A 15,126-nucleotide genomic window follows, 5' to 3' on the forward strand; every position below is an offset into this window, starting at 1 on the left:
TGAAGAGACAATCGTTAATCTTACTGGCTCCGGTACGCTTATTATCGAAAATGACTTTATGCCTGTTGTTCCTGTTATTACAACCTCAGCAGAAACAGCTCTCAGCTGGACAATCGGCGGTGATTCTTTCAGAAAGTCACTTAGCGCAGGCACTTGGACTCTTCCGGAGTTTGAATTACAAGCTGGTAGAAATACAGTCACAATTCAAGGGAACGGCACAACGATCTTTCGATTTAGGGAGGGCCGCCTATGAGTATCTTTCGTATTTTCGTAGACGGTCAGCTATTCTATCATCCACAGTTATCCCAGCTTGCTATTACAGAAGCAAAGATGACCGAAGATGCCGAAAACATCGACAGCCTGACACTGTCCGCTCCATTTAATCATCCGTATTTGGATTCCATCCGTCCGATGGCTTCCACTATTGTTTGCAAAAAAGGCGATGCAACAGTCTTTGAAGGTCGTGCCTTAAACGACGGTAGTGATTTTTATAATACCCACACTTGGACCTGCGAATCGGCTCTGGCATATCTCAAGGATAGCCAGCAGCCGCCTTTCTCCTATAAAGGAACACTCAAAGGTCTGTTGGAATATTTTCTCTCTATCCACAATAAGGCAGTCGAAGAAAAGAAGCGTTTCAAGCTGGGGAATATTACAGTTACAGATAACAACGACTATATCAGCTATAGCAACTCCGAATATTCCTGCACTTTGGATGCTATCAAAAGTAAACTGATCAATACACATGGTGGTTATTTGATGGTCCGCTATACAGAATCCGAAAAATTTTTGGACTACCTTGCAGAGTTCAATACTCGTTCTGTGCAATCTGTGGAATATGGAAAGAACCTCACAGATGTCAAGATTACCCGTGATCATACTGAACGCATTACAGCTCTTATCCCACTTGGAGCAAAGAAAAAGACAACTGATAAAGAAGGAAATGAAATCGAATCCAATGAACGTGTTGATATCACTTCCGTAAACGATGGGCTAAATTATATATTTGATGAAACTGCTGTAAAAGAAATCGGCTGGATCTGGGCCACAGAAGTCTGGGAGGATGTCACGCTTCCGGGCAACCTTCTCCGTAAAGCAAAGGCCCGTCTTGCAGAGCTTATTGCCGGTATCACCAGCATGGAACTGACCATCGTGGATGAATCAGATACCGGTGCTGATATCGGAAGTATTCATGCCAGACAGTTTGTGAACTGCTTGTCTCCGCCTCATGGCATTGATGGACGCTACGCCTGCATGAGCAAGACCGTAGATTACTTAAATCCGTCTGGGAACACCATAACCATTGGAGCCAGTGGTATCAAGCTGACTTCCATATCAGCAAAACAGAATGAAAACCTCTCTGCTATCGAGGATGAGCTACTCGGACAAACTGCCACCATTGAAGGTATCTCTGGCAAGGTCGACGGCATTGCATCCTCCAAAATGTATCGCACAGAACTCATTGTTGATGGTGTCAGTATTTTTAAGGACAAGGGCCAGAACAGTCGGCTCTTCTGCAAGGTCTATTCATGGGATAAAGACATTACGGCATCGCTTCCGGATACAGCTTTCGTCTGGCATAGAAAGTCTGGAAATGACGAAGCCGATGCCATATGGGATTCGAATCATATCGGAATAAAATCAATCATCGTAACCACAGAGGATGTGCAAGACAACGCATCCTTCTACTGTGAAGTATCTATATAAAGGAGGGCCAGTAAATGCCTACAATCTTAACTTCCAGCCAGCAGACGTTCGTGGATATTACAGACCAGCGAAAGCTGTCGGCTTATATTACATCCAATCTGCCTAAGACGCAGAGCGAGGACCCGAATGTGCTTCCTCACACCTATGCACCAAGCTGGGCCAGCACCAATCTGACACTGACACCAGTCGTATTCCTTGATCAGACGAACGTAGCTCTGAACGCCTCCGGTCTGACCATAACTTGGAAACGCAAAGACGGTAGCGGCGCTGAAACAGCTCTAAACTCCAACGAAAAAGTTACCGGAGGAATTCTGAAAGTCAACAGTAATGTGCTGGCTTCCTCGTCCACTGGTATGATTACTTACATTTGTTATATCAGCTACTACGATTCTGAGACCAAGAACACAGTCAATATCACCTCGGATATCACTTACACCCTGGTACGAAATGCCGAGAATGCAAAACTCGCTTATGTGACTGCTGACACCTATGTATTCAAATACAACACTTCCTCTGCATTGGTCGGAGCATCACAGGCAACACTGAGCGCGCAGGTACAGGGTGTTTCCATTTCCAAGTGGCAGTACAAAAACAGTTCTGGTGCATGGGCCGATTATCCGACCACTTCTGACAATACCAGCATCACCGGTGGAACTCTCGTAGTAAAACCTGCACATGCTGTATTCATCAATAACGTCGCTCAAATCAAGCTACTTACAGATGATACAGATGTCTATGACACCATTTCAATTACAAAGATGTATGACGGTAGCAAGGGTTCTCCAGGCTCTCCGGGTGCAGCCGGAACAGGTGGTCTTTCGATTATTCTGGGGAATGAAGCACAAACAATTGCTTGTTCTGCTACCGGTGCAGCAACTGCCGCGCTGGATATCACAATTCCTTTCACCGGCTATGTTGGCATCACACAGACAGCCTGTACCTGTTCAGTTGGAACGTTGCCTTCTGGTATGACACTAAAAACTAACACTGCGGCAACTGCCTCTGCTGCTGGTTCCGTCGTCCTTACAGTTGCTGCATCTGCTACCCTTGGCGGAGAAAGCGTGGTTAATGGAACGGTCGATTTGACCTTTACCATTTCCGGTAAAACTGTTGTGAAGAAATTTACATGGGCTAAGTCCACCAGAGGAAGTAATGGCACCAGCGCTGTTGTATTCTCTGTTTATGCTCCAAACGGCACAATTGTAATGAATCAGTCCGGCAGCTTATCCCTTGCTACCTCTGCTTATTCTGGTACGACTGCCATCACAAATGCCACCTATCAGTGGGCAAAATATACTGCTGGAAAATGGACGAATATTTCCGGCGCAATCTCTTCTACTCTGACGGTATCCGGAATCGACATCGTAAATATTCAGTCTTATCGATGCACGATGACCTACAATGGTAAATCTTATGTAGATGTTATCACTGTCGAAGATAAATCAGATCCGTACGTATCTGAACTTCTTTCTATTGGCGGTTTCACAGTAAAGAATAATCAGGGCGGTGTCTGCCCATATGTTATCGTCCGTACCAACCAGCAGGAAGTAGATGCGCTTCTCGGTCCAATCAGTGAAACAGCGCCTTCCAATCCTGCAGCCGGTGCATTTTGGTATAAAATCAGTCACTCAGCTAAAACGGTCACTCTTCAGAAATATTCCGGTAGTGCTTGGATAGATGCCACCGAAAAACAGTCACTGACTTATAACTGGTATGCTCAGGACAAAGACGGCAATGCAGTCACCTTTAGCAAAACTGGAAAGGTCATTTATCTGTCTGCTGCCGATATCGATAGCTTACTTACACTGCAGTGTGATGTTTCCAATTAGGAGGTGAGCCTATGGCACTTATCACTTCCTGTCAGGCCTCTTTTCAGAATGTTGCCGGATATGAGGAGGATATTGCTTCTCTTCAGGAAAATGTGCGTGAGTGCTATTCGGAGATTTCAAAATCCTCAGAACAGATCCGACTCTCTGTCCGTGAAGAATACATCTCACGCTCTGAAATGGCCACGATCCAGCAAGATTTTCAATCTACGATTACGCAAAACAGTAGTGAGATCCGCATGGATTTTTCTGCTGTCACAGATGAGCTGAAGGACAATATCGCAACTAACCAGGAGCTCCTTGAAGAATATATTCGCTTCAAAGGAGCTCTTATTGAGCTTGGCAAAGTAGGAAATGCCTTCACCGCTGAGCTTTCCAACAATGAACTGGCCTTCAAAGAAAACGGTCAGAAAATTGCCTATATCTCCAACAACAGCTTGGTTATCACCAATGCAGAGATTCGCAACAAGCTATCCCTTGGTAATGAGACCAGAGGATGGTTTGACTTTATTCCAAGAAACAACGGTAACCTCTCTATCAAGTGGAGAGGCCCGGCATCATAAAGGAGTGATTCATTATGGCTTCCAGCGGAAGTATTACAACTGGCACAAAAGAAGGCCGTTCTGTCACCTTATCATGGACGCTATCCAGCCAGGATATTGCCAACAATACATCTACCATTGCATGGACGCTGAAAGGCTCAGGCTCAGGAAGTGGCTGGGTCATGTCTGGTGGTTTTAAGGCTGTTATTAACGGTACAACCGTCTACTCCACCTCAACCGATAATCGTATTCAACTCTATAACGGAACCATTGTGGCCTCCGGCTCCTTAAAGATCAGCCATAGCGCTGATGGTACAAAATCTTTCAAATTAAGCTGTGAGGCCGGTGTCTATAGCTATGCAGTCAACGTATCCGCAAGTGGAACCCATACTCTAAACACAATTCCAAGAGCATCATCGGTATCGGCAACATCAGTGAATATGGGAAGTGCCACAGCAATTTCTATTTCAAGGGCATCTTCCTCATTCACCCATACGCTGACCTATTCCTTTGGTAGTGCTACTGGAACCATCACAACAAAGACTACTTCCACATCTGTATCGTGGACACCTGCTCTCGCATTGGCAAACCAGATACCGAGTACCACAAGTGGAACCTGTACAATTACCTGCGACACCTACAATGGCTCCACCAAGATTGGTACGAAAACCTGCACGCTGACTCTAACAGTTCCTGCTTCAGTCAAGCCTACTATTTCCGGCCTGACAGCGAGTCGTGTTGATGGTAGCGTTCCAAGCACCTGGGGCATCTATGTACAGTCAAAGTCAAAGGCTACGCTTACAATCAATGGTGCTGCCGGAAGCTATGGCTCTACCATAAAATCCTACAGCATCAGCGGTGGTGGATACTCTGGCACCTCTTCTACTCTCGCTACTGGATTTTTGAACAGCTCTGGTACGATTACTTTTACTGCCACAGTGACGGATTCCAGAGGAAGAACCTCTGCTGCAGCTACCGTGTCAATTACTGTTATCGCCTACAGTGTACCTTCCTTTAGCTCTTACAACTCACAGCGATGCAACAGCAGTGGGACCATATCAGATGATGGCACCTATATCAAGGCAACGGTATCCTATAGTTTTGCATCCTGTACTCCAGAATACAGTTACTCGCGCCACTTACTACCGCGTAGCCGGGACAAACGCACGGACCAACGCTTCTGCCAGCTTCAACTCCGGTACAGCATTTACCTTTGGCAGCGGTAAGATTTCCACCGAAACATCCTATGAAGTCAAATACGAATTAACAGATGCTTTCACGACTATCAGCATCACGGACATCGTATCTACAGCATCGGTTGTCATGGATTTCAAGAGTGGCGGTAAAGGCGTGGCTGTTGGTAAGGTATCAGAAACAGATAACTGCTTTGAAGTATCTGAAAAATGGGATGTAAAGGTCTACGGCAAGCTATTGAGTGAATATGTCAAACAGGCAATCGGTGCTATCTATCCAGTAGGAAGCATTTACATGAGCGTCAAGAACACAAATCCATCCACCTATTTTGGAGGCACTTGGGTTGCTTGGGGAACAGGTCGAGTTCCGGTTGGTGTCAACGCAAATGATACCAACTTTGCTACAGTCGAAAAGACCGGTGGTGCTTCTACCGTTACATTGACCGCAGCACAAATGCCTTCGCATACTCATGCAAAAGGAACGCTGGCAACAGCCAGTGCCGGTGGACATACTCATGATCTGAAGAACCAGAAAACCTCATGGGGAACCAGTGGTGGCAATCGAGTTTTAATTGATGCCACATCCGGTTATACAGCAGTCAGCAACAAGACCACAACAAGTGCTGGCTCACATTCACATACAATCTCTGGCGCTACTGCCGCATCTGGTTCTGGCAGCGCGCACAACAATCTGCAGCCCTACATCACATGTTACATGTGGAAAAGGACTGCTTAATTTTTATCCGCAGCTATCAGATGGTAGCTGCTTTTCTTATATCTAATTTCAGAAATGGAGGTACTTATCAATGAAAGAATTCTGGAACACAATTCAACTTATCTTTGCTGGCATTGGTGGCTGGCTGGGTTATTTTCTCGGAGGCTGTGATGGATTACTCTACGCTCTTATTGCCTTTGTTGTTATCGACTACATCACCGGCGTTATGTGTGCAATTGCCAATCACATACTTTCCAGTGAAGTTGGCTTCAAAGGTATCTGTAGAAAGGTATTGATTTTCTTGCTCGTTGGCATTGCCAATATCCTCGACATTCATGTCATCGGATCTGGCAGTGTGCTTCGTACTGCAGTCATCTTTTTCTACATTTCCAACGAAGGCGTCAGCTTACTTGAAAATGCTGCCCACCTCGGACTTCCAGTCCCAGAGAAAATCAAAACCGTATTAGAACAGCTTCATGATCGAAGCACAAAGGAGGACAACTAACATGGCATACACAAACAGTAACCTGATATCTTATACCAAACTTAGTCCGAATCACTCCGGACAGCGTACTCATAGTATCGACCGCATCACCCCGCACTGCGTGGTGGGTCAGTTGTCAGCTGAGAGCATCTGCGGATGCTTTACCAGTCCGTCCAGACAGGCAAGCTGCAATTACGGCATTGGCAAGGACGGTCGTATCTCTCTTTGCGTGGAGGAAAAGAACCGCAGTTGGTGTTCTTCTTCCAACGCTAATGACCAGCGTGCTGTCACCATCGAGTGCGCCAGCGATATGTCTGAGCCGTATGCAATGAATAGTGCTGTTTATAACTCACTGATCAAGCTCTGCGTTGACGTTTGCAGACGTAACGGAAAAATGAAACTCTTGTGGCTTGCCGACAAAAATAAGACTTTAAATTATGCGCCGAAGTCTGATGAAATGGTGCTGACGGTCCACAGATGGTTTGCGAACAAGTCCTGTCCCGGTAACTGGCTATATTCCAGACTCGGTGATCTGGCCGCTAAGGTTACTTCTGAGCTTTCCAAAACCACTTCCGGTGGCGGCACTGCTTCTACTTCACAAATGTATCGTGTCCGCAAAACTTGGTCTGATTCTAAGAGTCAACTTGGTGCCTACAAGATGCTAGCTAATGCTAAGAAAAAGGCAGATGAGAATGCTGGATATAAGGTATTCGATGCCTCTGGTAATATTGTTTATCCAACTGCCGCAAAGCCGACCAAAACACCTGCTGCAAATACTTCTTATAAGGTTCAGATAGACATTGCCAATTTGAATATCCGCAAGGGGCCGGGTACCAACTATGGTAAAACAGGTCAGTTCACCGGCAAAGGCATCTTTACAATCGTCCAGGAATCAAAAGGCGAAGGTGCTACCCTCTGGGGCAAACTGAAATCCGGAGCCGGATGGATCTCTCTGGATTTTGCCAAAAAGATATAAGGCATACCAATCACAGGGTCTGTGGGAGTTATCTCCTGCAGGCCCTCTTTTTTATTTATCTTTTTTCGGCCAAACTGCCATCTCGCCTCCATTTAGTAGTGAGGAACTTCCTCAGATTGGAGGCAAAATATGCAAGAAAACATTACAGCTTCAATGCCGGATTCTACTTCTCCGAAGCCAATACAACAGTCTGATATTCAACAAGATTATGACTTTTTACATGCGCAAAAAGTTTCAGAAAAGATGCTGTCGCTTGGACTTATTTCCTTGTCGGAATTCAACAAATTAACTGAAATAAACCGTAAAACATTCTCCCCGTTTTGGGTTGAGATTATGCCCAAAATTCCTTGATATATAAGGGATTCAGAGCTAATATGTGACACTAACGAGGAGGTGAACTACCGTGAAGAAGGTAACCAAAATCGACGGTGTACAAAAGAATACCGCCATAAATAGCAGGCTCCGAGTTGCCGCCTACTGTCGTGTTTCAACAAGTAGTGACGCTCAGTTGGAAAGTCTTGAGGCTCAGAAAAGCCACTATGAACAATACATCAATTCTCGTGAGGATTGGCAGTTCGCCGGTCTCTACTTTGATGAAGGTATCACAGGTACCAAAGCCGAAAAACGTCCGGAACTGCTCCGCCTGATTACGGATTGTGAAGCAAGGAGAATCGACTTTGTAATTACCAAATCTATCAGCCGTTTTTCTCGAAACACGACGGACTGCTTGGCTTTAGTGAGAAAACTTCAAAGTCTGGAGATTCCTATTTATTTTGAAAAGGAAAACATAAACGCTGGTTCAATGGAAAGTGAACTCTTCCTCGCCATTCTTAGCAGTATGGCTGAAGGTGAATCCGCATCCATTTCCGAAAATGCGAAATGGTCGGTGAAGCGCCGCTTTCAAAATGGAACCTACAAACTCGGCTACACTCCTTACGGCTACGATTGGGATGGTAAAAATATGATCATCAATCCAGATCAGGCTGCTGTCGTAAAAAGAATATTTGCGGATATTCTTTCAGGAAAAAGCACAAACGCTATTGCCGATGAACTAAACGCAGAAAAGGTTCCATCCAAGAAAAACACCAACTGGACTTCCAGCACTATTCGAGGCATTCTCGCCAATGAAAAATATACCGGTGATGTCATTTTTCAAAAGACATATACGGATGAAAACTTCAATCGGCACACAAATTATGGTGAGGTTGACCAGTACATGGCTCTGGATCACCACGAAGCGATTATCAGTCATTCAGACTTCGACGTAGCGAATGCTCTGGTTAATCAACGAGCCGCAGAAAAAGGTATTGAAAAAGGCAGCGATAAATATCAGCAACGTTATGCATTCTCAGGAAAAATAATCTGCGGAGAATGCGGAGACACCTTCAAGCGCAGGATACACTCTTGCATCACATATAAGTATGTCGCCTGGGCCTGCAACACGCACCTGAAGAATAAGGAATCTTGCCATATGAAATATGTAAGGGATGATGAGATAAAAGCCGCATTCATTACAATGCTAAACAAGCTCATTTATGGCTATCGTTTGATACTTACTCCTTATCTCAAAGTACTTGAAAACTCATCTGGCGACGAGGCCATTCATCGCATTCAGCACTTGGAGCAACTCATCGCTCAAAACAGTGAGCAACGTGAAGCATTAACCAAACTGATGGCACAGGGCTATATCGACCAGATTCTATATAATCAAGAAACAAATGAACTCCTCCTGCAGGCAGAGACATATCGCTCTGACATTGAAGCAATTACCATCGGAATGACCGGTGACGCAGCCAAGGTTACGGAAACCAGGCTTCTGCTCCACTTTGTGTCTCATACCGATATGCTTACAGCCTACAGCGAGGAGCTTTTTGAAAACTACGCAGACCACATTGAAGTCATGAGTAGAAATGAAATCAGGTTTGTTATGAAATGCGGTCTGACATTCACAGAAAGGATTGGTGATTAGATGGGCCATACACCATTTGGTTATAAGATAGAAAACGGTATCGCAGTTATCGATCAACCGGCTGCAGATAAGCTCAGACAGCTTTACAAAAATTATCTGAGTGGTATGTCCTTATCAAAGGCTGCATCTGCTGCCGGAATTAAAACTTATCACGGCACCGCTAAGCGATTGATGGAAACCGCCCATTATCTTGGAGACAGTTTCTATCCTGCTATTATCGACAAAGGTACCTACCAAAAAGCACAAGAGGAACGCAAGCGCCGAGCCACTGCACTCGGACGAAATAATAAGCAAACACAAATGAGGAAGCTACAGATACCTACCCGTTTTCATATGGGTGAGGTCACTGCCCTTTATGACAATCCCGTCAAGCAGGCAGAATATCTGTACAGCCTCATAGAAAGCGAGAGTAAATAATGGGAAATGTAATGTTAATTCCTGCAAGGCGACAGGTTGGAAGTAACGCCAGAAAGCAGGAAGAAGAAAAGCCAAAACTCCGAGTCGCAGCGTACTGCCGCGTCAGTACAGACAGCGATGAGCAGGCTACAAGTTATGAAGCTCAGGTCGAGCACTACACAGAATACATACAGAAAAATCCTGATTGGGAATTCGCCGGAATCTATGCTGATGACGGTATATCTGGCACCAACACCAAAAAGCGAGAAGAATTCAATCGTATGATTGATGACTGTAAAGCTGGTAACATTGATATGATTATTACCAAATCCATCAGCCGCTTTGCCAGAAACACGCTAGACTGCCTGAAATACATAAGGCAGCTCAAGGACATGAACATACCGGTTCTGTTTGAAAAGGAGTCCATCAACACAATGGATGCCAAAGGTGAAGTTCTTATCACCATCATGGCTTCTCTGGCCCAGCAGGAATCACAGTCCTTAAGTCAGAATGTCAAAATGGGCTTACAATATCGCTACCAGCAAGGCAAGGTGCAAATCAACCACAATCGCTTCCTTGGCTATACAAAGGACGCAGATGGGAATTTAGTCATTGATCCAGAACAGGCCGAAACTGTAAAGCGTATTTATCGAGAATATTTAGAAGGTCTCAGTATGGACAAGATTGCTGCAGGCCTGGAGCGTGACGGTATCCTTACTGGTGCCGGAGGGAAAAAGTGGCACACAAGCACCATCAACAAAATTCTCCGTAACGAAAAATACATCGGTGATGCTCTGCTCCAAAAGACCTACACCACTGACTTTCTAAACAAGACCAGAGTTAAAAATAACGGTCTTGTTCCGCAATACTATGTAGAAGGTGACCACGAAGCCATTATTCCGAAAGACATTTATCTGCAAGTACAGGAAGAACTGGTCCGCAGGCGATTAGTAAAAACCAGTGCCAACGGCAAGAAACGAAGCTATAGCTGCAACCACTGCTTCTCCCAAATCGTCATCTGCGGAGAATGTGGTGAAATGTTCCGAAGGCTCCACTGGAACAACCGAGGCGTCAAGTCAATTGTCTGGCGCTGCATCAGCAGGTTAGAATCCACCGGGCTTGAATGCCACGCTCGAACCATCAATGAGCTGGTTCTTCAGGATGTTGTCGTCAAAGCAATAAATCAATTGCTTGGCGACAAAAGCAATTACCAAGCACAGCTTCAGCTTAACATTGCTGCAGTCATTCGAGCTTCGCAGGCAACAGCCATTGACAGCATTGACGAGAAACTGATGGCTCTACAACAAGAGTTGATCCAGAAAGCCAACAGCAAAGAGGACTACGACGAAATAGCGGATGAGATCTTCAAACTCCGAGAACTTCGCCAGAAAACAACCGTTGATACAGCCGCAAGAGATGAACAGATAAAGAGAATTAACGACCTGCAGGATTACATTTCGCAACAGACCACCTATCTTACAGAATTCGATGAATCACTAGTGCGACGCTGGATCAAGCAGATCACCATCTGGGATGACCGCATCACAGTTGAATTGAAATCTGATGTCAGCATTGATGTGGATGCATAAGCCCCATAGACGCACGAAACCCTCCTGACCGTGATGGCCGGGAGGGCTGTCTTTGTTATTCAAAGTTAAAAGGGCATAGATGTTCTCGTTAAAAATTCATTATCATCTGAAATTGATTCAACATTAAAATACGGATTTGCATGATAAAATACTGTCTTTTCTTGTTGTTCATAAAACATACAGATGCCACCTATAATTTCTGTGTCTTTTCGATATTTTCTGTAATGCAATAGACAGTCGTCGCCAATTACATCCTCAGCTTTATATCTTCCCAGAACATCAATATTGCTAGAACCAGTTACTAAAATAGTATTAAACGGACATTCATGTGCGTATATGTCATCTTCACGCTCAGTAACCAGAAGAATATATAATTCATCTGGCATTGTATCAAAACTTCCATTCACTTCAATATATGCATATGACAAATCTTTATCTGGTTCATTTTTTAGCTTTTGTTGACGTACTCCAGATATTCCGTGTCTTCTGTTTTGAACGTATACGTCCCTTACAAATTCCTCTTTAAACACGTTCTGAAATTCATCCCATGAATCATTTAAAAAATCAAGAGTTGCGAGTAACTGGTCAGATAATTCGTTTTTCCCATGTTGTATATCCTTACGGAAGAACGGGCCGATTTCAGCCCTATTAGAACTTCCCAGAATCCCCATTGAAAGTTTATTTGCAATATCTCCAGTGTGCTTAGTTCTATTATTGATAGCTTCAATATATTTAAATTCTGTTGACTGCGATATCTTATTAAGCCATGATTGCATCTTAGGAAACGCGGCACTGTAGGTCTGCTGGTTAAAGCACCTAACCATTATTTGAATATCTACAGAATCCACCTTTTTACCTTTATTTGCTAAAATTCCAGCGTTTATTATCTGACTCATAGAGTCAAATGTATTCATAGTATACTGAAAAAAATCGCGAAGTAGTTTATCAAATAAAAACCACGGGTCTATCTTTTCACCTGCAACTCTTACCTCATATGTCGGTGCATTTTCAGTCGTTACAGATAAATGCTTCACATTTTTCCCATCTTCAGTAACTTCATCAACAAAATCAGATGATATATTCTGTTGCCAACGAACTGTTTTAGTAGTCATTTTGTCGATTATATTCTTAATTGTATCCGAACAGTACTGTACTGTAGCAATATTCTTTTCCGTATATTCAATAAACTGCCAAGCAGAATAAATGTTGTGCGCTATTAATTCCTTCTTTAACGTACTATCTACCATTTCACTCATCCTTTCCTCTTATAGAAGGTGTTTCGCCAAACTCAAACCTTGCTTCACGTGCGGCTGTTGCTGCTTTAGCAAGTTCTTCTTCTGTTACATCAGGGACAATCCACAGTCCACGCATAAAGCGAGAATAGTATTCCTTTTCTGATAATTCTTTTGGTGCAAGAAACCTAACATTTTCAGGATACTTCTCTGATGACCATTCCCAAACATACTCCATAATACCAGCAAACTTATCTATTTTAACTGCTTCCGGCGAGCCAACCAAAACTGAGAATTTGATATTCGCATGGTCTTTATTAAAGCAAAATTCCTCACACTTTTTCATTTCACGCTCGCTTAAGGGCTTAGCTTTAATTTCAAACCATCTGTCAAGGCTTGGAATATAGAAATCCGGGAGATAACGAATACCATTCATCTCAAATCCTTCAACTTCGTATTCATATTTCAAACCAACCATGTCAAAGAAAATAGCCCAGCGAGCTTCCAAGCGGCTTCTGAATCGAAAACCATTATATTTTGTCTCAATAGATTTTATTGCTTTCCCCACTTTCGTTCCTCCTTTAATATCATCTATCCCACTGCCAAGTCTGCCCTTTAGTATCGAGTAGCTTGAACTGCGGTCGGTTCTGACAACAATCCTAATGCCACAACCTCTGACATCTAATCCACAGCCTAAACCCTACCGCTATTCTCCGTTTACTCAAATTCTCTACAATCTGACCGAAAAGTAGATATGTTTCCATACAAGAAAACCGAGCTTTCCGCAAGGCTTCTCTGATGATGCTAACCTTACAAAAAGCCCGGAAATACGCCACTTTTCAGCACTTGATTTTATTTTCTTGACAGCAAACAGACCGTCTCGACTTGCGAATTTTTGTCCAAACCTACATTTAGAAGATCCTCAACTATTGGAAGTTTAAAATGGATACTTTTTATCCATTGACCATTAGCTTGTCTTTCTTCATAAATATGTATCTCTTCAATTATGAGTTCTACAAATTTCCGCTGTTCGTCATTACTCATTTTACTATATAGCTTATCAAATTGCATTAGAATTCTATAAATGTTTTCACTAGTTAACTTTTCTTCTTCGATTGTTAACTTTCTTGCATTTGCATCATTCAGTAATTCTCTAACACCTTCAATCTTATCGTACATAGAATACAAGCGTTCATTCAAATCATTTTTTATTGATATGTAATGTTTATTTTCCGGATCAAGCATATCAATTTCACTAATTAAGTTATTCTTTATTAGTTGGAACTGTCTTAACTGTTTTTCATAATTTTTGATTTCTAAGTCAATTTCTGAAGTATCAATTTTGGTATTAATCTTATCTTCCATAATCGATATCAACTTTGGATTATTGACTGCTTTAGATAATATTTCTATCACAGCGCTATTTAAACATCTTCATTTATCTGCGTGTTATATGTACATTTTTCTCCATTAATGAACTTTCTATGTTTACATCCATAATAATAAAAATCTTTATATTTAGAGCCATCTTTCCTATGCTTAATTGATTTGTTTCCATACATCCCTGTTCCACAAATCGGACATTTCACTAGTCCTGACAATAAATGTCTTTGCTGATTTTTAACTCTATCAACAACTTCATATTTTTTAGCTTGTGAAGCAATTTTAAGCTGTGTTTTATTCCACAACTCATCATCAACAAGAGCTTCATGAAGTCCATCTACCAAAAGATAATCATCAGATTTAACTTGTTTATATTCATTTCTTGTTCCATGTACTTTCTCCGTTTTTCTTCTCCCATAAGCAATTTTTCCATTGTATACAGGATTATTTATAATTTGTCTAATCAGATGTGGAGAAAATAATGGATATTTTCCATTTTGTCTAGCAATTTTTCTAATGCCATGATTTTCTAAGTATTTAGCAACGCCATTTGCTCCCATGTCAGTATTAGCATACATATCAAAAATCATTCTAATCGCTTCCGCTTCTTCTTCGTTGATTTCCAAAACACCATCGACTATCTTATATCCATACGGAGCAAATCCACCGTTCCACTTTCCATCTCGAGCTTTCTGAATACGCCCTTCCATTGTTTGAATTCTGATATTCTCACGTTCTATTTCTGCAACAGCAGATAATACAGAAATCATCAATTTACCAGCGTCTTTTGAGGAATCTATACCATCTTCAACACAGATTAAATTGACACCATAGTCTTGCATAATCTGAAGCGTAGAAAGTACATCCGCAGCATTTCTTCCAAATCTTGATAATTTATAAACCAATACATAAGATATTTTATCTTTCCCTGAAATAATGTCATTCAGCATTGTTTGAAATTCAATTCTTCCATCAATGGACTTTCCTGACTTTCCAGCATCTTCATACTCATGAACAATATTAAATTGACTATAATCAGCAAACGCTTTTATTCTATTTTTCTGTGCTTCCAATGAATACCCATCAATCTGCATTGCTGTAGATACTCGTGTAT

General features: G+C 42.6%; 14 protein-coding genes and 1 pseudogene. 12 read left to right on the forward strand and 3 right to left on the reverse strand.

Translation table 11 applies throughout. The features are described from left to right. From ACLUJM_RS10135 to ACLUJM_RS10190, 12 genes are all read left to right on the forward strand, one after another. Positions 1-253, forward strand: a 253-nt coding sequence (locus tag ACLUJM_RS10135; protein ID WP_412412761.1) for a hypothetical protein, incomplete at its 5' end; no start/stop codon positions are given. Beyond that, positions 250-1,707, forward strand: coding sequence for a phage tail spike protein (locus ACLUJM_RS10140; RefSeq protein ID WP_008817787.1), 1,458 nt, complete (start codon positions 250-252; stop codon positions 1,705-1,707). The genes ACLUJM_RS10135 and ACLUJM_RS10140, both read left to right, overlap by 4 nt. A 14-nt stretch (positions 1,708-1,721) precedes the next feature. Next, positions 1,722-3,536 carry a hypothetical protein gene (locus ACLUJM_RS10145; RefSeq protein WP_008817788.1) on the forward strand — a complete coding sequence of 605 codons (1,815 nt, stop codon included), beginning with the start codon at positions 1,722-1,724 and terminating at the stop codon, positions 3,534-3,536. Positions 3,537-3,547: 11 nt separating this feature from the next. After that, positions 3,548-4,096, forward strand: coding sequence for a hypothetical protein (locus tag ACLUJM_RS10150; protein ID WP_008817789.1), 549 nt, complete (start codon positions 3,548-3,550; stop codon positions 4,094-4,096). A 14-nt stretch (positions 4,097-4,110) separates the two neighbouring features. Continuing rightward, on the forward strand, positions 4,111-5,301 hold the full coding sequence (locus tag ACLUJM_RS10155) for a DUF859 family phage minor structural protein (protein ID WP_412412762.1): 1,191 nt from the start codon (positions 4,111-4,113) through the stop codon (positions 5,299-5,301). 97 nt (positions 5,302-5,398) lie between these two features. Beyond that, on the forward strand, positions 5,399-6,004 hold the full coding sequence (locus ACLUJM_RS10160) for a phage baseplate protein (RefSeq protein WP_412412763.1): 606 nt from the start codon (positions 5,399-5,401) through the stop codon (positions 6,002-6,004). Between the two features lie 70 nt (positions 6,005-6,074). After that, positions 6,075-6,488, forward strand: coding sequence for a holin family protein (locus ACLUJM_RS10165; RefSeq protein ID WP_008817791.1), 414 nt, complete (start codon positions 6,075-6,077; stop codon positions 6,486-6,488). 1 nt (position 6,489) lies between these two features. Then, positions 6,490-7,443: an N-acetylmuramoyl-L-alanine amidase gene (locus tag ACLUJM_RS10170; protein WP_008817792.1), complete on the forward strand. Its 954-nt coding sequence runs from the start codon at positions 6,490-6,492 to the stop codon at positions 7,441-7,443. Positions 7,444-7,572: 129 nt separating this feature from the next. Further along, positions 7,573-7,794, forward strand: a complete 222-nt coding sequence (locus ACLUJM_RS10175) for an SHOCT domain-containing protein (RefSeq protein ID WP_008817793.1) — start codon at positions 7,573-7,575, stop codon at positions 7,792-7,794. 52 nt (positions 7,795-7,846) lie between these two features. Further along, the gene (locus ACLUJM_RS10180) at positions 7,847-9,412 is read left to right on the forward strand and encodes a recombinase family protein (RefSeq protein ID WP_008817794.1); all 1,566 of its coding nucleotides are present in this window, start codon (positions 7,847-7,849) and stop codon (positions 9,410-9,412) included. Continuing rightward, positions 9,413-9,829 carry an integrase gene (locus tag ACLUJM_RS10185; RefSeq protein ID WP_008817795.1) on the forward strand — a complete coding sequence of 139 codons (417 nt, stop codon included), beginning with the start codon at positions 9,413-9,415 and terminating at the stop codon, positions 9,827-9,829. After that, positions 9,829-11,397, forward strand: a complete 1,569-nt coding sequence (locus ACLUJM_RS10190) for a recombinase family protein (protein WP_008817796.1) — start codon at positions 9,829-9,831, stop codon at positions 11,395-11,397. Before ACLUJM_RS10185 ends, ACLUJM_RS10190 begins: the two co-directional genes overlap by 1 nt. 65 nt (positions 11,398-11,462) lie before the next feature. Here ACLUJM_RS10190 and ACLUJM_RS10195 read toward each other — a convergent pair whose 3' ends face one another. The 3 genes and pseudogenes from ACLUJM_RS10195 to ACLUJM_RS10205 form a co-directional block, all read right to left on the reverse strand. Then, a complete protein-coding gene (locus ACLUJM_RS10195; RefSeq protein ID WP_195301687.1) occupies positions 11,463-12,653 on the reverse strand; it encodes a hypothetical protein in 1,191 nt (396 codons plus the stop codon). After that, the gene (locus tag ACLUJM_RS10200; protein WP_008817798.1) at positions 12,646-13,197 is read right to left on the reverse strand and encodes a hypothetical protein; all 552 of its coding nucleotides are present in this window, start codon (positions 13,195-13,197) and stop codon (positions 12,646-12,648) included. The genes ACLUJM_RS10195 and ACLUJM_RS10200 overlap by 8 nt, the downstream gene beginning before the upstream one ends. Positions 13,198-13,481: 284 nt before the next feature. Further along, a pseudogene (locus tag ACLUJM_RS10205) lies at positions 13,482-15,126 on the reverse strand (recombinase family protein); the annotation flags it as partial.

It is taken from the genome of Finegoldia sp. (assembly GCF_046991905.1).
GTDB lineage: Bacteria > Bacillota > Clostridia > Tissierellales > Peptoniphilaceae > Finegoldia.

Excerpts from the sequence above, each read along its gene's own strand:
- ACLUJM_RS10185 (WP_008817795.1), top strand. The coding sequence starts at position 9,413 with ATGGGCCATACACCATTTGGTTATAAGATAGAAAACGGTATCGCAGTT.
- ACLUJM_RS10140 (WP_008817787.1), top strand. The coding sequence starts at position 250 with ATGAGTATCTTTCGTATTTTCGTAGACGGTCAGCTATTCTATCATCCA.
- ACLUJM_RS10190 (WP_008817796.1), top strand. The coding sequence starts at position 9,829 with ATGGGAAATGTAATGTTAATTCCTGCAAGGCGACAGGTTGGAAGTAAC.
- ACLUJM_RS10155 (WP_412412762.1), top strand. The coding sequence starts at position 4,111 with ATGGCTTCCAGCGGAAGTATTACAACTGGCACAAAAGAAGGCCGTTCT.
- ACLUJM_RS10165 (WP_008817791.1), top strand. The coding sequence starts at position 6,075 with ATGAAAGAATTCTGGAACACAATTCAACTTATCTTTGCTGGCATTGGT.
- ACLUJM_RS10175 (WP_008817793.1), top strand. The coding sequence starts at position 7,573 with ATGCAAGAAAACATTACAGCTTCAATGCCGGATTCTACTTCTCCGAAG.
- ACLUJM_RS10160 (WP_412412763.1), top strand. The coding sequence starts at position 5,399 with ATGGATTTCAAGAGTGGCGGTAAAGGCGTGGCTGTTGGTAAGGTATCA.
- ACLUJM_RS10145 (WP_008817788.1), top strand. The coding sequence starts at position 1,722 with ATGCCTACAATCTTAACTTCCAGCCAGCAGACGTTCGTGGATATTACA.
- ACLUJM_RS10150 (WP_008817789.1), top strand. The coding sequence starts at position 3,548 with ATGGCACTTATCACTTCCTGTCAGGCCTCTTTTCAGAATGTTGCCGGA.
- ACLUJM_RS10195 (WP_195301687.1), bottom strand. The coding sequence starts at position 12,653 with ATGAGTGAAATGGTAGATAGTACGTTAAAGAAGGAATTAATAGCGCAC.
- ACLUJM_RS10170 (WP_008817792.1), top strand. The coding sequence starts at position 6,490 with ATGGCATACACAAACAGTAACCTGATATCTTATACCAAACTTAGTCCG.